19 protein-coding genes and 3 riboswitches are annotated in these 20670 nt (G+C 28.3%); of the genes, 2 read left to right on the top strand and 17 right to left on the bottom strand.

Going from position 1 to position 20670, the window contains the following annotated elements:
* The first annotated feature begins 2 nt into the window (after positions 1-2).
* Positions 3-755, top strand: coding sequence for a sulfite exporter TauE/SafE family protein (locus BN1711_RS03870; protein WP_050606871.1), 753 nt, complete (start codon positions 3-5; stop codon positions 753-755).
* Positions 756-909: 154 nt separating this feature from the next.
* On the opposite strand, the gene ribH is transcribed toward BN1711_RS03870, so the two are convergent.
* The 5 genes from ribH to BN1711_RS03845 form a co-directional block, all read right to left on the bottom strand.
* The gene (gene ribH, locus BN1711_RS03865; RefSeq protein ID WP_050606870.1) at positions 910-1371 is read right to left on the bottom strand and encodes a 6,7-dimethyl-8-ribityllumazine synthase; all 462 of its coding nucleotides are present in this window, start codon (positions 1369-1371) and stop codon (positions 910-912) included.
* A 39-nt stretch (positions 1372-1410) separates the two neighbouring features.
* The gene (locus BN1711_RS03860) at positions 1411-2616 is read right to left on the bottom strand and encodes a bifunctional 3,4-dihydroxy-2-butanone-4-phosphate synthase/GTP cyclohydrolase II (protein WP_050606869.1); all 1206 of its coding nucleotides are present in this window, start codon (positions 2614-2616) and stop codon (positions 1411-1413) included.
* Positions 2617-2733: 117 nt separating this feature from the next.
* The gene (ribE, locus tag BN1711_RS03855; RefSeq protein ID WP_050606868.1) at positions 2734-3387 is read right to left on the bottom strand and encodes a riboflavin synthase; all 654 of its coding nucleotides are present in this window, start codon (positions 3385-3387) and stop codon (positions 2734-2736) included.
* 30 nt (positions 3388-3417) lie between these two features.
* Positions 3418-4536, bottom strand: a complete 1119-nt coding sequence (gene ribD, locus BN1711_RS03850; RefSeq protein ID WP_129582120.1) for a bifunctional diaminohydroxyphosphoribosylaminopyrimidine deaminase/5-amino-6-(5-phosphoribosylamino)uracil reductase RibD — start codon at positions 4534-4536, stop codon at positions 3418-3420.
* A 125-nt stretch (positions 4537-4661) separates the two neighbouring features.
* A riboswitch (FMN riboswitch) is annotated at positions 4662-4779 on the bottom strand.
* A 67-nt stretch (positions 4780-4846) separates the two neighbouring features.
* Positions 4847-6742, bottom strand: a complete 1896-nt coding sequence (locus tag BN1711_RS03845; protein WP_050606867.1) for a [Fe-Fe] hydrogenase large subunit C-terminal domain-containing protein — start codon at positions 6740-6742, stop codon at positions 4847-4849.
* Between the two features lie 144 nt (positions 6743-6886).
* On the opposite strand from BN1711_RS03845, the gene BN1711_RS03840 reads away from it, so the two are divergent.
* Positions 6887-7786: an MBL fold metallo-hydrolase gene (locus tag BN1711_RS03840; RefSeq protein ID WP_050606866.1), complete on the top strand. Its 900-nt coding sequence runs from the start codon at positions 6887-6889 to the stop codon at positions 7784-7786.
* A gap of 87 nt (positions 7787-7873) precedes the next feature.
* Here the strand turns inward: BN1711_RS03840 and BN1711_RS03835 are convergent, their stop codons facing one another.
* From BN1711_RS03835 to purF, 12 genes are all read right to left on the bottom strand, one after another.
* Positions 7874-8278: an HNH endonuclease gene (locus BN1711_RS03835; RefSeq protein ID WP_050606865.1), complete on the bottom strand. Its 405-nt coding sequence runs from the start codon at positions 8276-8278 to the stop codon at positions 7874-7876.
* A gap of 163 nt (positions 8279-8441) precedes the next feature.
* The gene (locus BN1711_RS03830) at positions 8442-9827 is read right to left on the bottom strand and encodes an alanine/glycine:cation symporter family protein (protein ID WP_050606864.1); all 1386 of its coding nucleotides are present in this window, start codon (positions 9825-9827) and stop codon (positions 8442-8444) included.
* Positions 9828-9968: 141 nt separating this feature from the next.
* Positions 9969-10069: riboswitch (glycine riboswitch) on the bottom strand.
* Between the two features lie 521 nt (positions 10070-10590).
* Positions 10591-11652, bottom strand: a complete 1062-nt coding sequence (gene mnmA, locus BN1711_RS03825; RefSeq protein ID WP_050606863.1) for a tRNA 2-thiouridine(34) synthase MnmA — start codon at positions 11650-11652, stop codon at positions 10591-10593.
* A gap of 97 nt (positions 11653-11749) precedes the next feature.
* Complete coding sequence (locus BN1711_RS03820) at positions 11750-13384, bottom strand: M20/M25/M40 family metallo-hydrolase (protein WP_050606862.1); 1635 nt, start codon at positions 13382-13384, stop codon at positions 11750-11752.
* Positions 13385-13409: 25 nt separating this feature from the next.
* The gene (locus BN1711_RS03815) at positions 13410-13898 is read right to left on the bottom strand and encodes a GAF domain-containing protein (protein WP_050606861.1); all 489 of its coding nucleotides are present in this window, start codon (positions 13896-13898) and stop codon (positions 13410-13412) included.
* A gap of 101 nt (positions 13899-13999) precedes the next feature.
* Positions 14000-14749: an ABC transporter ATP-binding protein gene (locus tag BN1711_RS03810; protein WP_050606860.1), complete on the bottom strand. Its 750-nt coding sequence runs from the start codon at positions 14747-14749 to the stop codon at positions 14000-14002.
* Positions 14727-15704, bottom strand: a complete 978-nt coding sequence (locus BN1711_RS03805; RefSeq protein WP_050608426.1) for an ABC transporter substrate-binding protein — start codon at positions 15702-15704, stop codon at positions 14727-14729. The genes BN1711_RS03810 and BN1711_RS03805 overlap by 23 nt, the downstream gene beginning before the upstream one ends.
* 52 nt (positions 15705-15756) lie before the next feature.
* Positions 15757-16530 carry an ABC transporter permease gene (locus tag BN1711_RS03800; protein ID WP_050606859.1) on the bottom strand — a complete coding sequence of 258 codons (774 nt, stop codon included), beginning with the start codon at positions 16528-16530 and terminating at the stop codon, positions 15757-15759.
* Entirely contained in the window at positions 16502-16792 is a 291-nt protein-coding gene (locus BN1711_RS03795) for a thiamine-binding protein (protein ID WP_050606858.1), read from the bottom strand. Before BN1711_RS03795 ends, BN1711_RS03800 begins: the two co-directional genes overlap by 29 nt.
* Positions 16793-16882: 90 nt before the next feature.
* Positions 16883-16990, bottom strand: a riboswitch (TPP riboswitch).
* Positions 16991-17106: 116 nt separating this feature from the next.
* Positions 17107-17874, bottom strand: coding sequence for a TatD family hydrolase (locus BN1711_RS03790; protein ID WP_050606857.1), 768 nt, complete (start codon positions 17872-17874; stop codon positions 17107-17109).
* A 21-nt stretch (positions 17875-17895) separates the two neighbouring features.
* Entirely contained in the window at positions 17896-19209 is a 1314-nt protein-coding gene (thiC, locus tag BN1711_RS03785) for a phosphomethylpyrimidine synthase ThiC (protein WP_050606856.1), read from the bottom strand.
* A gap of 42 nt (positions 19210-19251) precedes the next feature.
* Positions 19252-20625 (bottom strand): amidophosphoribosyltransferase, encoded by a 1374-nt coding sequence (purF, locus tag BN1711_RS03780; protein WP_050606855.1) that lies wholly within the window; start codon positions 20623-20625, stop codon positions 19252-19254.
* Positions 20626-20670: the final 45 nt, after the last annotated feature.

The raw sequence follows: 20670 nt of genomic DNA, 5'->3' as shown, positions 1-20670 counted from the left end.
TATTGCTTACTTTAGTGTTCCTATGCTTTGTGGGATTTTTAGCAGCTATTATAGACTCTATAGCAGGAGGTGGTGGAATGCTTACAATTCCTTCCTTCTTATTATGCGGAGTACCTCCTCACATAGCACTAGGCACTAACAAATTTTGTGCTAGTTGTTCTTCTATTACAAGCTCTTTAGAATATGCTTATAATGGAAAGGTAAACTATAAACTCTTTAAAATTTTAGCTCCTTTTTCTTTAATTGGAGCTATATTAGGGGTGAATGCAGTATTAAACGTAGATCCAAAGTATCTAAATATTATAGTAGTTATTTTGCTAATAGTAGTAGGATCTTACAGTCTATTTTCAAAAGAAGTAGGCACAAAAGATAATTTTCAAGGATTAAATAAAAAAAATATATTACTAGGTATATTATTAATTTTAGTTGTAAGTTTTTATAACGGATTTTTCGGACCTGGTACAGGCTCTTTCTTAATCTTTGGAATTATAGCTGTGTACAAGTTTGATTTTGTACATGCTGGTGGAAACTCTAGGGCATTAAGTTGCTTAAGTAATGTAACTTCTGTAATATTATTTGCTTTTAATAAATCTATTAACTATAAAATAGCTATACCTATGGCAGTATCAATGATTATAGGTGCAAAAGTAGGCACTCATCTAGCATTACACAAAGGTTCTAAACTTATAAAGCCTATTTTTATTACTATGTCACTGCTCATGGCAATAAAAATTTTATATAAAAACTTTATATAAGTTTAGTGTAGTATTAAAGCATTATACCCTCATATATAAGATAATTAATACAAGGTATAAATTAAGGTAGTCCACTGTATGGACTACCTTAATTTTCTTTTTATAAAAAATAATATTTTTTATATTAATACTATAAATTCAAATATTAAAAGACTTATAAAATTTTATACAAATTTGCCATTTCTATAGCTGACATAGCTGCATCATAGCCCTTATTTCCTGCTTTAGTACCAGCTCTTTCTATAGCTTGTTCTATATTATCTGTGGTTAAAACTCCAAATATCACAGGTATTTCTTTTTCTAAAGATACTGAAGCCACTCCCTTAGAAACTTCATTACATACATAATCAAAGTGAGATGTGGCACCTTTAATTACTGCGCCTAAACAAATAATAGCATCATATTGTTCTTTCTTTGCCATTTTCTTTGCTATAGCTGGTATTTCAAATGCTCCAGGGACCCAACACATTTCTATATTTTCATCTACTACATCATGTCTTTTTAAACAATCTAAAGATCCTTCCAGTAATTTTGATGTTATAAATTCATTAAATCTTGAAACCACTATTCCCACTTTTAGCCCTTGTCCTACTAACTTTCCTTCATACATCTTCACTTAAATTCCTCCTAAACCATATTTAATATATTTTAAAAATTATCCCACATTGATAAAATGACCCATTTTTTCTTTCTTAGTTTTTAAGTACATTTTATTTTCATTTCTGCAACCCATATCTATAGGAACTCTTTCTACAACTTTTATTCCATATCCAGATAGTCCAGCTATTTTTTTAGGATTATTAGTCATAAGTTTTATATTTTTGATACCTAAATCCTTTAATATTTGAGCTCCTATACCATAATCTCTTAAATCCTCTTCAAAACCTAAAGCTAAATTAGCCTCTACAGTATCTAATCCCTTTTCTTGAAGTGAATATGCCTTAAGTTTATTTAAAAGCCCTATCCCCCTTCCTTCTTGTCTCATATATACTAGAACTCCTGCCCCTTCTTCTTCAATTTGTTTAAGGGAAGCTGCTATCTGTTCACCACAATCACATCTTAAAGAACCAAAAACATCTCCTGTTAAACATTCTGAATGAACTCTTACAAGTATTGGACTATTAGATTTAATATTTCCTTTAATTAAAGCTACGTGTTCTTCCTTAGTTAAAATATTTTCATAACCTATTGCTTTAAAATGTCCATATTTTGTAGGAAGATCTACTGGTTCTAAAGCTTTTATTAATTTTTCTTTTCTACCTCTATATTCTATTAAGTCTGCTATAGTAATTATTTTCAATTTATGCTTTTGTGCAAATTTTATAAGTTGAGGTACTCTTGCCATAGTTCCATCCTCATTCATAATCTCACATATAGTTCCTGCTGGATAAAATCCTGCAAGTTTTGCCATATCTACAGCCGCTTCTGTATGTCCAGCTCTTACTAATACTCCACCATCTTTAGCTGCTAGTGGAAATACGTGACCTGGCTTTAAAAAATCTTCTGGCTTTGAATTTTTATCTATTATTTTTGATATAGTAAAAGCTCTTTCATAGGCTGATATACCTGTAGTAGTACCTACTGCATCTACAGATACTGTAAAGGCTGTTCCAAAATTATCCTTATTATTTTGAACCATTTGTCCTATTCCAAGTTCATCCAATCTAGATTTTTCTACTGGAGTACAAATAAGTCCTCTGCCTTCCCTTGCCATAAAGTTTATAGCATCCCCATTGACCTTTTCAGCTGCCATTAAAAGATCGCCTTCATTTTCCCTGTCTTCATCATCTACCACTATAATGATTTTTCCTTCACGAATATCCTTTATGGCTTCTTCTATAGAATTAAATTTATAATTCATATTGCCAACCCCTTTACAATTATTTATATATTTTATATAATTTTACATATAAATTTTAAGTAACATCCTTATTAACTTTTATTCTCCGAGAAAAGTTAACTTATTTTTATATTTAATTTATAAAAACCCTTTATTAGTTAGCATTTCTAATGTTATAGAATTATTTTTACCATTATCCTCTATTTTTAAATTCATAAATTTATAAATATATTTACCTATAATATCACACTCAATATTAACTATATCCCCTTTAGATTTATAATTTAATATAGTTTTTTCTTTAGTATGAGGAATTAATGATACAGTAAAACAATCACGTTCTACTTGAACCAAAGTTAAACTCACACCATCTAACGCCACTGAGCCTTTAGAAACTAAATACTTTAAAATATACTCTTGAGCTTTTATAGTTAAAAATGTAGCTATAGCTTCTGTTTTAATATTTTTAATTTCTCCTATTCCATCTATATGTCCAGACACTATATGTCCACCTAAGGGCTTATTTAAAGTAAGTGCTCTTTCTAAATTAACTAAACTTCCTTTTTTAAGAGTTTTTAAACTACTTTTCCTAATAGTTTCTCCCATCACATCTGCTGTAAAACTATCTTTATTAAAATCAGTAACAGTAAGGCATACCCCATTAACAGCTATACTGTCCCCTAAATTTAAATTTTCTGTAACTTTAGTAGCTTTTATAATAATATGAAGAAAATTTTCTCCTTCTTTTATATTTAAAACTGCCCCTATCTCCTCTACTATCCCTGTAAACAACCTATCACCCCTAATATATTTTACTTAGGTCTATATCTTATTACAGCTTTGTAGTTTTTCAATATATCCTGTAATTAATATATCCTCTCCTATTTTTTCTATAGTCTCATCTTTTATGTAGAATGAATCCTTAAGTTTTTCTATTCCTTCTCCAGCTATCATAGACTTAGATTTTTCTCCACCTATAATTTTAGGTGCTATAAAACACATTACTTTATCTACTATATTTTCTTGTAGAGCTGAAAAATTTAATGTTCCTCCACCTTCTAATAAAATACTGTCAATTCCCCTCTCCCCTAAAATTTTCATTAAAGCTTTTAATGGCACTTGTTTTTTTTCGTTAGCAGGTAATTCTATTATATTTACGCCTTTTTCTTCCAAAGCTTTTTTCTTTTCTAGGTTACTATGTTCTTTAATACAAGCTATATAAATTTCTCTTTCCCCTAAAGTTTTTAATATCTTAGATTCAATAGGAATTTTTAAATTAGAATCTACTATAATGGCTTTAGGGCTTCTGCCTTTCTCTATTCTTGTAGTTAAAAGTGGATCATCCTTTAATATAGTTCCTATTCCCGCCATTATTCCAGACAGGCTATTTCTTACTTTATGAACTATATATCTTGAATCTTCTCCTGTTATCCACTTTGAATCTCCTTTTTTAGTAGCTATTTTCCCATCCAAAGTAGAAGCTGTTTTTAAAACTACAAAAGGCTCCTTATATATTATATATTTCCTAAAAGCTTCATTAAGCTTTTTAGCTTCCTCCTCCTTAACCTTTGTTGTAACCTCAATATTATTATCTTTTAAAAATTTTATACCTTTTCCAGATACTAAAGGGTTAGGGTCCTCCATAGAAACTACAACTTTTTTTATTCCTGCTTTTACTATTGCCTCCACACAAGGCGGTGTTTTACCATAATGAGAACAGGGTTCTAAAGTTACATACAAAGTTGCTCCTTTAGCTTTTTTTCCTGCATCTTTTAACGCATATACTTCTGCATGAGCTCCACCAAAGTATTTATGATATCCTTGTCCTACTATTTCACCATCTTTTACAACAATTGCCCCTACTTTGGGATTAGGATTTACCCTACCTTCACCAAATTTAGAAAGCTCTAAAGCCTTTTCCATATAATAATTGTCTTTCACACAAATCCCCCCTTCTGAATTTTAAAATAATCAATACTTAAATTGTATTTTTACATATAAAAAAACCTTTGGAAATTCCTCCAAAGGCTTATACACAAAATAAACATAATAAATATAACATTATGTTAATCCTATCTCTCATCCAGACTTTAACTGTCGGTTTCGGAATTGCACCGAATCATGCTAATATAGCTCGCGGACTTTACCGCCGGTGAGGAATTACACCTCGCCCTGAAGGATTGTTTTATTTATTTTTACGATTTCAATATACTATATTTATACTTTTATGTCAACAAATTTATTTGTCTTTTTAATTTTTATTTTTTATTATATTAGATACTACTAAAGAAATTTCCTGCTGTTTTACTGTAGTTTCTTGTAGTATTTGTGATATATTATCAACAGTTTCTCTTAAATTTTCGCTTTTCTCCTTTAGCATATCAGAAACTTTAGCAATATCCTTTATAACAATATTTATTTCCTTTTGTTCCCCAATAGTTGATGATGCAGTTTTTGATGTGGCATCCGCTAATTTTCTAACTTCATAAGCTACCACTTTAAAACCCTTTCCTGCTTCTCCTGCACGGGCTGACTCTATAGAAGCATTTAAAGAAAGTAAATTAGTCTGAGAAGCTATATAAACTATTTTATTAGATGATTCATTAAATTTTTTTATCTTTTCTTTTACATTTTTAATATTTTTCTCTAAAGAATTAGCTGTATTATTTAACTCTTCTGTTTCATAAACTATCTTGCCTATAGCATCAACATTTTCTTTATTTCCACTTGCTATTTCTTTTAGTGCTACTATTATATCATCTACATTTTCTTTAAGTCTTTCAGCTTCTTTTACTTTTTCTTCATTTAATTTATTAACCCTTTCTAATACTTTTTCTATTTCTTCATTTTTATCTTCTATGATATGTTTCTCATTTTCTAAAATTCTTTTATTATAATCCATACAATTTTCTTTAACATTTAATTCATTGTATATTGCTTTTACCATGTTTTTGCAATTACTATAACCACAGGCAGAACAATCTATTTTTCTTGAACTTTCTGTATTTTTTAGCATACCTTTAAATATATCTTCATAAACTTCCTTGGATGGTTCTTTAAGATTCTCCTTACTTTTAATCTCATACCCTCTTAAAAAGTCCTGTAAATTTAGTTTTTTATTAAAAATTTTATGGATTTTTAATATTTCTTTTTTCCCCTTCCCCTTTTTAATATTATTAAAATTTATATCAATATCATCTATAGATATATTTTCTTTATACACAGCTGTTCCTACATTACATCCAAACTCACAATTTAATGCATCTACTACTTTAGGCACATCTTTTTTACTTTTTATTCTTTCACTATATTTATTAAGATAAGAGTATACCATGTCTTGTCCCTCTATTTGTCTTACCCATAAACTCTTATCATAGGCTTCTATATTTTCTTTAAGTCCACCTGGTCTGCTAAATAAAAATCCCAGTCCACTATCCCCGTTAAAATCTAGTTCCTTATATTCATTTAAATCTATATGATTCTCTTTTATGTATTCTATTAATTTTTTAAAAGTTACGTTGTATTTTACTAAGCCCTTAGAGTTTTTATCCATTATTTCATCTTTTTTTGCTATACAAGGAGATAGAAAAGCTAAAGTGGAATCTTCTTTTAAATAATTTTTTATATAAATAGCTGAACATAGTAATGGACTGTGTACTTTACATAAATTATCTAATAAATCTGGATTATTTTTTTCTATATAATTTACAATAGCAGGACATGGTTCGGCAATAACAGATTCTATATTATTTTCCTTTATGTATTTTAAATATCCCCATACAGTAATATCTGCACCAAAAGACACATCATAAAAAGTATCTATCCCTAAGATTTTTAAAAAACCAAAAAGTTTTTTATAATTATAAAAATTTGTTCTTATAGCAGGTGCAGCTAAAATAGATATCTTTTCCCCTTTTTTTAAGTTATTAAAAAATTTTTCTGTATCATCTATGTAATCCCTAGCATTGTGTTCACATACTTCTATACACTTTCCACAATGAATACATTTATCAACATTTACTTTTACTTTATTTTCTCCATTTTTTATATAAGCTGTATTTGCCTCAAATATAGGACAATATCTTATGCATTGATTACAACCTATACAATTTTCTTCTTTAGTAAAAATTAATCCTTCTTTCTTCATATTTCATCTTTCCTCCATAAAATTACGATAAATTCAAATTTTGTGTGATATAATGTGATACTTTACTATTTAAAAATTATTATGTTATTATATTTTATAATCGTTATTTTTTTTAATATAATTAGAAGGATGTGATTTCACTTTATGGAACTTACTAAAATAAAAGGTAATAGTTATTATATAAATTTTCCAACCAATATAGGAATATATATTTTTAAAAATAAAAATTGTTTAATAATAGATACTGGTAGTAATAAAACTGATGGTAAAAAAATAGAAAATGTTTTAATTGAAAATAAACTTCACCCAAAATACATAATAAATACCCATAACCACTTAGATCACTGTGGAGGAAATATAGTATTTAAAAATAATTACCCTGGTTGTTTAACCTATTCATCCTACAAGGAAAAACTCTTTATGGAGAACCAAGAATTAGGTACTGCTTTAGCTTTTTCATCTTCTCCTCTTAAACATATACATAAAAGCAATAAACCTATAGAAATTGATTATGTTTTAGACTATGGTATAAACAAAATCAATGATGAGAAATTTGAAATTATTCCTCTTAAAGGACACTCTATAGAACAAATAGGGATAATAACACCAGAAAAGGTATGCTTTTTAGGGGATGCTTTATTTAGTGATGAAATAATAGGCAAATACTCACTTCCATATTACTATGACGTAGAAGAATCTATAAAAACATTAGAAAACATTAGAAATATAGAAGCTGATTACTTTATTCTAAGTCACTGTAATAAAATATTAAGCAAAGATGAAGTACTTAAACTAGTAGATGAAAATATAAAAAATATAGAGAAGCATATAAATTTAATATTAGAACTTTTAGAGCAACCTTTAACCAAAGAAGACTTGATGGAGAATTTGTCCATTTTAGAAAATTTCAAAATGAGTTTTAATCAATTTCTTATTTATCTTTCTGCAATAAGTGCATTTATTTCTTATTTGTATAATAAGGATCTTATCAACTATTCTATAGAAGACGGTAAGCTTTATTATTTTAAGAATCCAGAAAAATAAACTTTTTAAAAACTAAAAATAAGACATGGAGCATATAACTTCTATATACTTCATGTCTTTATTTACGTATTTCAATATAATAAAAAATTATGCTAAATTCAGAGCTACAAAGTCATTAAAGTGAAAAAAATCTAAATCATCATAGTTCTTTTTTCCCATAATATTATATATTATGTCTTCTCTTTTATAACCTTCTTTGTACATTTTAAGTCCTTTTAAAATTTTTTTTGCTTTACTTTTATTTATACTAAGTTTCATTTGCATTTCTGTTTGTGAATAATAGGGATTGTTAAATAATGTATTTAGTTTTTTCTGTAGCTCTAGCTTATACTGTAGATCTAATTTATTATTTTTATGAGGTCCGTATTTTCCTCTATGATGTTCACTACATAAATATTTATAATTTATCTCAAGATCTATTCCGCCTTCACTTTTATGAATTACATGATGTATTTCAGCATGTTCCTTGCCGCATACTTCACATCTTGGCAATAAAACTCCACTCCTTATAAATACTTTATTTATTTTAATTATAACATAATTTAATATTTTATAGATCAAATCTAAATTGATTGTTATTAATTTATTTTATTCCTTTTATTAAAATATTGTGAATATATGTAAATATATTATAAGGATTTATGAAGTATAGAATTTAAATTGCAATATCATCATATTGTAAATTTTCTTTATTAAAAAATTTTTTTGTTTCTGAAATAATCACTTTTCTAAGTCCGATTAATCCAATTAAATTAGGTATTGCCATAAGTCCGTTAACTATGTCAGCTATAATCCAAATCAAATCTAATTTTAAAGAAGGTATAGCACCTGCGGCAATTATAGTTATAAATATAATTCTATAAGGCTTTATTCCTTTTACTCCAAATAAATACTCTGTACATCTTTCACCATAATAGTTCCAGCCTAATATAGTGGTAAATGCAAATAATATAAGTCCTAAGGTTATTATTAATTCTCCTAGCTTAGGAGCAAAATATAATCCTATTTGAAAAGCTGTATTGGTTACAGCAGCACCTTCTAATCCTTTTGTATTCCATGTTCCCGTAAGAACTATAACTATACCTGTCATAGTACATATTACAATAGTATCAAAAAATGTTCCTGTCATAGATATAAGTCCCTGTTTTACGCAAGATTTTGTTTTTGCTGCTGCTGCTGCAATAGGAGCACTTCCAAGACCTGATTCATTAGAAAATACTCCTCTTGATACACCACTTTTTATAGCCATCATAACTGTAGCTCCTAAAAATCCACCAGTTGCTGCAGCTGGTGTAAATGCTGACTTTATAATTATTTCCAAAGCATATGGTACTTTATTTAAATTTAAAATAATTATAAAAATTGCACCTAATATATATAATACTGCCATAAATGGAACCAATTTTTCTGCAACTTTAGAAATACTTTTAATTCCTCCTAATGTTACTAAGGCTACTAAAACCGTTATAATTCCAACAGTTATTTGCACTGGTATATTAAAAGATATTTTTATAGTATTAGATATAGCATTTACTTGAGTTAGTGTTCCTATGCCAAAGAAGGCCACTCCTATACCAAATAAAGCAAATAACTTTGCTAAAATTTTATTTTTTAATCCTTTTTCTATGTAATACATAGGGCCTCCAGACATTTGTCCATTTTCATCTAACACCCTATATTTAACTGCTAAAAGTCCCTCTGAATATTTTGTAGCCATTCCAAAAAAGGCTGCGATCCACATCCAAACTATAGAACCAGGACCTCCTGCCGCTACTGCTGTGGCCACACCAACTATATTACCTGTACCTATAGTTGCAGATAAAGCAGTACAAAGCGCCGCAAAGCTAGAAATATCTCCTTCCCCTTTTAATTCATCCTCATCTTTTTTAAAGACTAATTTTAACGCTAATGAAAGTTTAGAAATTTGAATAGATTTAAGACTAAAAGTAAAATACACTCCTGTACCTACTAGAAGAATTAATAAAGGTGGACCCCATAAAAAAGAATCCATAATACTGAAAATTTTTGTAATTTGTTGCATTTTTTATCCTCCCTTTATAATTTAATAATTACTTAGGGACAAAAGAGGATTAACTTAAACGTATAACTATAATTTTGTTAAATAATAAGCTAAAAAGAGGCCTTAAATGTTAAATACATAAAAAGCCTCTGGTTTTTTCTTAACCCTTCCCCTGTCCTTTTACCTGAGAGTTTCATTTGTAAATATAACTTACAAACTTGCTCCTTCGGTGCTCTTTTTAGAGTCTCTCCAGAGGCCCGTCCAGTAACGGTCTTCATCCTAAATCTAGGAAACCTGAAAGATTAACTTCTTCGGTGCATAATTTAACTTAAATTTAAGAAAAATTATAACTCTCCCATTACCTTCATCCGAACAATATTTTATTATGTTTTTGATTATAACATTTTTACTTATGTAATTCAATTATTTATTTATTTAAAATCTTTTAAATATTGACTTACTTATGTTAAAATGTTATCATTAAATTGATAAATATTTAATTATTTATTGTTGATAACCCTATAATTATAAACCCATTACTCCCCTCCGCATAATATTTATGCGGATTTTTTTTATAAAAATTCATATTTTCTATAGCAATTATAATAAATTTATATTATAATATTAATTGTCACATAGAAAAATAAATTTTTATTCTTTTCATTTTTTCATTCTTTTCATGTTTTTAAGAATTTAATGTAAACCCTTTAAGTTGATTATTTCGGATTTAATGTAAACGTTTTGTATCAACTAAAAAAAGCCACTTTAGTGGCTTTTTAATATTTTATAAACTTTTTTCTATAACTCCCCCACCAACTAACATATCTTTATCATAGAAAACTACAGATTGTCCTTTAGTTATAGCTCTTTGTTTATCTTTAAATATAACTTTAACCTTATTATCTTTTAATGGAACTATTAGAGCTTCTGAAGGTTTACCAGAATATCTAACTTTAGCTTGAAGTTCCATAGTTTCCTCTAACCTATCAAAGGGAATAAAGTTCGTATTTTTAGCTAAAAGTTCTGTTTTAAATATATCCTCTTCCTCCCCTATAACTACTTCATTTTTCCAAGGATTTATATCTATAACATACACGGGTTTTCCCATAGATAATCCAAGTCCTTTTCTTTGACCTATTGTATAATATATTATTCCTTTATGCTTTCCTAATATATTTCCTTCTTTATCTACAAAATTTCCAGGATTTATTCCTTTTTTATAAACTCTTTTTATAAATGCACCATGGTCATTGTCTGGAATGAAGCATATTTCTTGACTATCTTTTTTATTATGAACTTCTAATCCAATGACTTCTGCTATTTTTCTTATATGATCTTTTTTATATTTACCACAAGGCATTAATGTTCTTTCTAGTTGATATTGTTTTAAATTATACATCATATAAGTTTGATCTTTTTTATCATCTTCTGATTTTACTATGAGCTTTCTTCCATTTCTATCTTCTATTCTAGCGTAATGACCTGTAGCCATATAGTCTGCTCCAAGTTCTTTAGCTTTTTCATAAAAAGCTTCAAATTTTATAAATTTATTACAAGCTACACATGGGTTAGGAGTTCTTCCACTTAAATATTCATCTATAAAATAGTCTATTACATTTTCTCTAAATTCTTTTTTTAGATCTACTACATAAAAAGGAATATTTAATTTATCTGCAACTCTTTTAGCATCTTCTATAGCTTTAGTATTACAGTATTTTTTAGTTTCATCATTCCAAAGACTCATATTAATCCCTATAACATTGTATCCTTCTTCCTTTAGTAAATAAGCAGATACTGAACTATCTACTCCTCCACTCATTCCTAAAGCTACTGTACCTTTTGACATTTTATCACCTAACTTCTTATTGTAATTCAGAGTAATCTGATAGGATATGTTATTATTTTATTGTGCTAATAATTATTTGTCAATAATAAATTTATGACTATTTAAGCATTTTATTTAAAATATGCATATAGAGTTCTGGAACTATATCCATAGAATAAGGAATATTCAATCTTTCTGTATACTTATGAAAATCCTTACCAAAACCGCCGAAGACTACAGACGGAATATTTATATTTTTAAGATCTTTTTCAGGAAATATATAAGTATTTCCTATACCAGGCATGTTATTACATACACTCTCTATATTAAATCCATATTCCAATCCAGTATAACTCAAGTCACTTATACCCATAAAGAAATTTTCTTTTTCAATATTTAAGTTATATTTTTCTTTAGCAAACTTTAAAGTTTCATCCAAATATTTCAAAAACTGTTCACATTGTGGATTACTTGTGTTTAAATATTTATGAGGATAATAGGGAACATTATAAGCGATTATAATTGCTGGCTCTTTATTTGGATATTTTTCAAAAGTTTCTTCTATTATTTTTACACCTATAGTTTGATTGTCCAACTTTTCATTTTTCCATATATCTATTTTCTTGTTTAACTGCTTTTCAAAATTTTTATCTATACTTTTAACTTCAGTATAAAGTTCCTCGTAAGTTAAAATTTTAGGCTGTATATCTAAATTATTAGTATTATCTCCACCACAAAGTTTTTCATACTTTTGATAGTTTTTATTGATTATATTCACTGTATTTTCAAAAGCCTCATAAGCTATGTTTTTTAATTTTTTCATAATTTCTTCTGGTGTCCACTTTAATGTTAACAAATTATAATAAGAATATGAATACAATGGGCTTTGTACTGAATATAAATCTTTTAAATCCTCTTGTTTCAAACAAACTGGTGGAGGTGTTATATCCTGCTTCCAACTATCACTTAATTCTATATTAACCTCCATAAGTTTATTTATTTCTGAAACTAACAAATTAGGATTAAGTCCACCAAAGGGGTTTCCTACATGTGTAGCTTTTCCTACACAGAAAAATAAAGGCATAATTTTTCCTACTGAACCTAAATATATTTTTTTAACCTCATCGCCTATATATTTTGGCGTACAACATTCCGAAAGAAACAGTCCTTTAAAATTAAATCCTTCATCTTGCAGTTTAGATAAATATGGTGCAGCTCCTAGCATACCTTCTGAATTACTTTCTTCTCCCGGTACTGCTAAAAATAAAATATTTCCATTGAAGTTTCCCTCTTTTGAAAGTTCTCTTAGAATTTCTATGTATAAAGCTAATCCATATTTCATATCTGCAGTACCACGTCCAAATATCCACTCTTTAGAATTTAAATCCTTTATTGTATCTTCATCCAAAGATAACTTGTTTATTTGTTCTGTACATTTTTCAAAATCAAAAGCTACATCTTTAAGAGAACCAAATTCTCCTATATCTACTACGTCAAAATGTCCACATAATATTATAACATCTTTGTTTTTAGGATTCTTTCCTTGTAAAAATGCTGATACAAATCCTCTATTAAAGCTATCTTTATCTATCTTATTTATCTGTACACTTTCTTTGTGCTCATGAAAATATGGAATTTCTTTTAATATGCTATATATCTCTTTAGATGCTAAATTTTCTTTTTCTGTCCCTGATATACTTGGTACTTTTACTAATCTATCTAAAGTCTTCATTATATTTTCTTTTATTGACATAAATATTCCCCCTTAGTATGCATTATTAGAAATTTATATTATTTACAAGAATATCTACAAATTCTTTAAAATATTTTTCATCCACTGCTGTAAATCTATTGATCTTTGTACTGTCTAAATCTAATACTCCCAAAACCCTACCTTCTTTAATTATAGGAACTACTAGCTCTGATCTAGTTAGAGCATCACAAGCTATATGACCTTCAAATTTATGTACATCTTCTACTCTTTGTATTCTTTTATCTTTAACAGCTACACCACAAACCCCTAATCCTACTTTTATTCTGTTACAAGCCGGCATTCCTTGGAAAGGACCTAAAATTAGTTCCTCATCTTTTAATAAATAAAATCCAGCCCAATTTATTTCCTCTGTCATAGCCATCACAATAGCTGAAGCATTGCTTAAATTTGCTATAATATCTTCTTCTCCCTGTAGTTGTCCTTTTAAAAATAAAAGCATATTTTTATACTTTTGCTCTTGAGTTAAATTTTTAAAATCTTCTATATTAAACATAGTATCACTCCTTAATAATAATTATATATATTTGTAAAATTTACTACAACAAGCAATGTGCATTTTGTAAAAAAAATCCCCTACATATGTAGGGGAAAATTCTAAAGTGCATTAATTATTTTTCTTTTAATCTCATTAAATTTAGAAGATGTTACAATGTCTTTTTTTCTTTGTGAAGGTAAATCTACAACTATTTCTTCTTTTATAGTTGCTGGTTTATCAGATAAAACATATATTCTATCTGATAAAAGTATAGCTTCTTCAATATCATGAGTTATAAATAATATAGTAGTATTTAACTCTTTTACTACATTTAGAAGCCAATAATGCATTTTTGATCTGGTTATAGCATCTAATGCCCCAAAGGGTTCATCTAAAAGCATAATATCTTTTGAGAACATATAGGTTCTCAAAAGTGCAACCCTTTGTCTCATACCCCCGGATAATTGAAAAGGATAATTATATTCAAAACCCTCCAATCCAAAAGTATGAAAATACTTTTCCACTTCTTTTCTAGCTTCATTTTTTTTCTTACCTCTTACTACAAGAGGTATAGCAGCATTATCTATTACTTTTTTCCAAGGTAGAAGTAAGTCTTTCTGATGCATATAACTTACTCTTCCAACCTTACCTGTATAGTCTTCTCCATCCATAGTTACTTTTCCTTCTTCTGCTCTTAAAAGACCTGCAATAATATTAAAAATTGTACTTTTTCCACAACCTGAAGGACCTAAAAGACTTACAAACTCATTTTCTCCTACATAAAAAGATAAATCTTTTACTATTAAATTATTATCAAAAGACTTTTCTATATTTTTAACCTCTAATTTATTTTTCTGGTAAGTACTCATTCGTAAATGCTTCTTTCACATTCATATTTTTATCTATTAATTTATTATCTAAAAGAAACTTTGTATAGTTTGCCCATACACTTTCCTTCATTTCTCCCCATCTATTCGCATCTGCCTTATATTTATCTTTTAAATATTTTTGACTTTCTATTGCAAGTTTTTCATCTATCTCTGGAACGTTTTTAACTAAAATCTTAGCTGAATCTTCTGGATTATCTATACAATAGTTATAACCTTTTGTGGTGGCTTTCATAAACTTTTTAACCATTTCTGGATCTTTTTTTAATAAACTTTCATTAGCTATTATAACTGGTGTATAATAATCTAAATCCTTATTTAATTTTCTAAGTTCTATATAATCTAAAGGTACATTTTTAAGCTTAGCATCTACTCCTGTCCAACCCTCAAATATCCAAGCAAAGTCTACATTTTTCTTTGTGGCTGCAAAGAAATCATCAGAACCCACGTCTACCATTTTTAATTTAGAAAAATCAGCCCCATCCTTTTCCATTATAGCTTTTAATATAGCTTTTTCTGATGGTGAACCCCATCCTCCATAAACTTTTCCTTCAAAATCTTTTGGCGTTTTTATACTTTTATCCTTTGGAGCTGCAAAACCTGAAGTATTATGTTGGATTACAGTAGCTATAGCCCTTATAGGTAATGGTTCTTTTGCTGTTCTTGCATAAGTTACATCTTCTTGATAGCTTATTCCAAAATCACCTTTACCTGCTGCAATTAAACTTGAAGTTCCCCCTTCTGACGGTTGTATTATTTCTACATCTAAACCTTGTTCTTTATAATATCCTTTGTCCTTTGCTACATAAAGGCCTGTATGATTAGTATTTGGAAGCCAATCTAATATAACCTTTACCTTTTTTAATTCTTTTTTATCTGTATTTTTTTTCGCCTCATTGGAATTACCGCAACCTGCTAAAAGACCTATACTAAGCATAGCTGTTAACAATAACGCTATTTTCTTTTTCAAAAAAATCCCTCCTAGTTTTTTAAACTTTATTTTTTAATTCTTTATGCCATGGAGTTAATATATTCTGTATTAAAAAAAGTAAACCAAATAATGCCATACTAAGAGCTATTATAATTAATATAACAGCAAATACCTTATCTAAGGCATAGGAACGTTTAACCCTTAACATATATACTCCGAGACCTACATCTCCCCCTAGCCATTCACCTATAACGGCTCCCATTATACTATATGTAGCTGCTATTCTAAGTCCGGAGAAAAAGTTAGTCATAGAAGCTGGGAATTTTACATATTTAAATATTTGTATTTTATTAGCTCCCATAGAATAAAGTAAATTTACCATATCTTTATCTACAGAATCCAATCCATCCAAAAGACTTATAACAATTGGAAAAAAGCATACTAAAATTACAGATATAACTTTGGGTAACATTCCAAAACCAAACCACATTATAAAAAGTGGTGCTACTGCAATTACTGGAACAGTTTGAGATATTATAAGTATTGGATATAGCGATTTCTTAATTATTGTTATATTATCCATTAATATAACAATAATTAATGCTAAAATTATAGATATAAAAAATCCCAGCATGGCTTCTTTCAAAGTTATATATATATGAGATTTTATATTAGGTAATATTTTAAATAATGTAATTACTATATCCTTAGGGGATACCAAAATATACTTAGGTATATTCCCTTCATCTACTACTATTTGCCATATTCCGATTAAAATCATTTGAAATAAAATAGGTATAGCTTTATTTTCTGTATTTATATGTTTTTTCATCCATAGTCACGCCTTCTTTTTTGTAGTCTATTTTTACTACTGAAATTACCCTAGAGGCACCTTCATTTATACATATATCTTGAGATTTTTTAACAATATCTAATAATACATCAAATTCTCCCTCCATAGTAGTTTCCATAGCTCCCACTTCATATTTAACCCCCGATGCTTCTATAAGTTCTATAACCTTATCCACTACAGGATAAATATCAGCTTCTTTAACTACTGGTAACACCTGCAAGCTTAAATTTACATTTGCCATTTTAATTCCTCCTTATTATAATAAGCATGTCTCTTTTTAATATTTTGTTTCATAAAATAAAAACTCTTTTTCTAAGGAAGAAAAAAGAGTTTATTATACAAATATTCTCCCTCCGCTGGCATTACCCAGTCCAGGTTATAAGGGTCGAAGATAACACTCTTCCTCTCAACCAATTTATTAGTTCCCCTGTTTTGTGAAATTGTTTTCCTCTAATATGTTACATAATAAAATTCCTATTGTCAATTAAAGGACTATCTTAAAATTAACTTTGAACACTCCTTTAATTGAAATTTATTTGATTTTAGTTTATTAGACTATAATTTGTCAAAAATACTACTATCCTTTAATATAAAATCATTAAAATTTTTTAATACATTTATTCTTACTTCCTCTTCTTCTAAGTTTCTTATTTCCCCTAAGGAATACACTATAGAAGATATTATAGATGGCATAGGGAACTTTCCACTTAACCAGTTTTCAGATTCTGGTCCATCAGTTTCAGTTAACAGCCTATCTATAGGTATTTCCCTGGCAATGGATTTTATTTTATTAGAATAAAACACTTCACTACTGACAGTAAAATAATACCCTCTTTTTATCATTTCCTGTAATTCTTCTTTTTCCCCTGAAAACCAATGTACTATAACTTTCTCCATATTATACTCATCCAAAAGTTCTATTATTTCTTTTTCTGCACCTTTAGTATGAATATTTATTATTTTATTCTGTTCTTTTTCTTTCTTTAAAAAATATTTAAATACTTTTATTTGACTTTCATACTTTGCCTTATCCTTAACCCAATGAAAGTCCAAACCTATTTCACCAATTATTGGCGTATCATTTATATAAAAATCTAACTCTTGCAATTTATCTATATAATCATAAGCTTTCCAAGGATGTATTCCAAAACTTGGAATAATATATTTGCTTATATCTCTATATTTTAAACTTTCTTTATAGTCTATCAATTCCATAGAATTATCTACAGTATATATTTTATGTTCATTTATACATTTCAAAGCTTCATTTATTTTATTCTTATCTCTATAATTAGATAAATGAGTATGTGCATCTACATACATTGTTAATCTACTTCCTTTTAATTAGTCATCTTCTCTTAACATATTTAAATCTCTGCCTTCTATAACTCTATTCATATTTCTTACTGCACACATTTTTCCACACATTGTACAAGAATCCTTACTTTGAGCCTGAGATTCTTCTCTATATTTTCTAGGTTTTTCCGGATCTATAGCTAATTTAAACATCTCTTCCCAATCAAAAATTCTTCTAGCATCTGCCATCTTGTTGTCCATTTCTTTTGCACCCTTTATACCTTTTGCCAAATCTGCTACATGTGCTGCTATTTTAGATGCTATTATCCCTTCCTTCATATCATCTAAATTAGGAAGTCTTAAATGTTCTGCTGGTGTTACATAGCATAGAAAATCTGCTCCGTAAGTGGCTGCCATAGCCCCACCTATGGCTGATGTTATATGATCATATCCAGGTGCTATATCTGTAACTATAGGTCCTAATACATAGAAAGGTGCTCCATGACATAATTTCTTTTCTATTTTCATATTAGTTTCTATTTCATCTAATGTCATATGGCCTGGTCCTTCTATTATAACTTGTACATTTCTCTTCCAAGCTCTTTTTGTAAGTTCTCCTAAAATTATAAGTTCTTGTATTTGACTTGCATCTGTTGAATCATCTATACATCCTGGACGACAAGCATCTCCAAGACTTAAAGTTACATCATATTTTTCACATATATCTAGTAATTCATCAAATCTTTCATAGAATGGATTTTCTTTATCATTTAGTTGCATCCAAGCATATAAAAGCGATCCACCTCTTGATACTACATTCATTTTTCTTTCATTTCTCTTGAAAACTTCTGCAGTTTCCCTACTCATACCTACATGTATAGTTAAAAAGTCTGCTCCGTCTTTAGCATGTTTTTCTGCCACTTTTAAGAATTCTTCTGAAGTAATATCTTTTAATTCTTTATCGTAAAAACCTACTGCATCGTATATTGGAACTGTTCCTATAATAGCTGGTGACATAGATATAAGTCTTTGTCTAAATTCTTCAGTTTTTCCAAAACAACTTAAATCCATTATAGCTTCTGCTTTCATATCTATAGCTTTTTTAACTTTTTCAAGTTCCATATCTATATTACAGCAATCTTTTGATATACCTAAATTAACATTTATTTTTGTTCTAAGTCCCTGACCTATTCCTTCTGGATCTAAAGTTTTATGATTTTTGTTAGCAGGTATTGCTATCTTACCTTCTGCAACTAATTTCATAAGTTTGTTTACATCCATGCTTTCCTTTTTAGAGACTATTTCCATTTCCTTAGTTACTATACCCTTCTTAGCAGCATCCATCTGAGTTGTATAATTCATATTAAATACTCCCTTTCTTAAATAAGTTTATATAAATAATTTTTAATTATCTGCATAAATACCATCAAAGCATCCTGTACAAATATTTACATCTTTTAAACATTTTTTCATAGCATCTAAACTTAAAAATTCTAAGCTATCTGCTCCTATAAATTTCCTCATATCTTCTAAACTTTTATTTGAAGATAATAATTCTTTTGTATTTTTTATATCTATACCCAAATTACAGTTAAAATCTACCTTTGGGGATGCTACTTTAAAATGTACCTCTATAGCTCCTGCCCTTTTTAGCTCATACACTATTCTTTTACTGCTTGTCCCTCTTATAATGGAATCATCAATAACTATAACCTTTTTATTCTTTACTATAGGTTTTATTATGTTTAATTTTACATTAATATTTTTTTCTCTTTTTTTCTTTGTAGACTTTATAAAATTTCTTCCTGCGTAAGGATTTTTTATAATGCCTATTTCATAAGGTATATTAGAAGCTTTTGAATAGCCTAATGCTGCTAAAAGTCCAGAGTCTGGCACACCTATTACTATATCTCCTTGTTTTTCATAAGGCTTATATAACATTTGTCCACATTTCATTCGAAAATCACAAACATTGATATTTTCTATAAAACTATCTGGTCTTGAAAAATATATATATTCTAAAGCACAAATATTAGATTTATTTTTGGTAGTTTCTATAGATTTTAATCCGCATTTATCTATAATAACTATTTCTCCAGCCCTTACATCTCTTATAAAATGTCCTCCCACAGAGGTTATAGCAGCAGTCTCTGAACTTAAAACATAGCTTTCTCCAACCTTTCCAAGAACTAAAGGCCTTATACCTTTTTCATCTCTAAACCCTATTAATTTATTCTCTGTTAATACTAAAGCCGAAAAAGCTCCTTTTAATTCTTTTATAGCCTTTACTACTCCTTGTTCTAAAGACTTTTTATTATTTAATTCTTTGATTAAAAACTTTAATATTACCTCTGAATCTGTGGTAGTAGCAAATTTTAAGCCTTCTTTTTCAAGTTTTTCTTTAATATCACTTTTATTTAATAAATTCCCATTATGAGCCAAAGCTATATTGTTTTTTATTGATATATCTTGTATAGGCTGTGCATTCCTTAGTGATACTTCTCCACAGGTTGAATATCTAACATGTCCTATAGCAGAAGAATATTGTATCTTTAATACATCTTTTTTAGAAAATAAATTTGAAACTAAACCTAAAGCTTTTTTAGTAATGATTCCTTTTTCTGTTATACAGGTTACACCTACGCTTTCCTCTCCTCTATGTTGAAGAGAAGTCAGTGCTCCATGAAATATATCTGGTAAATTAGTATAATTACATTTATGTATCCCAAAAACTCCACATTCTTCTTGAAATCTATCTTTATCTTGGTTTAATAGCATACTTTATCCCTTCTGTTATAAAAAAATAAAGCTTACCCCGAAAGG

The sequence above is a fragment of the Clostridium niameyense genome (assembly GCF_001243045.1).
Classification (GTDB): Bacteria; Bacillota; Clostridia; order Clostridiales; family Clostridiaceae; genus Clostridium_F; species Clostridium_F niameyense.
Note: the sequence above shows the minus strand (reverse complement) of the source record. Positions and strands in the feature narration are given on the sequence as shown.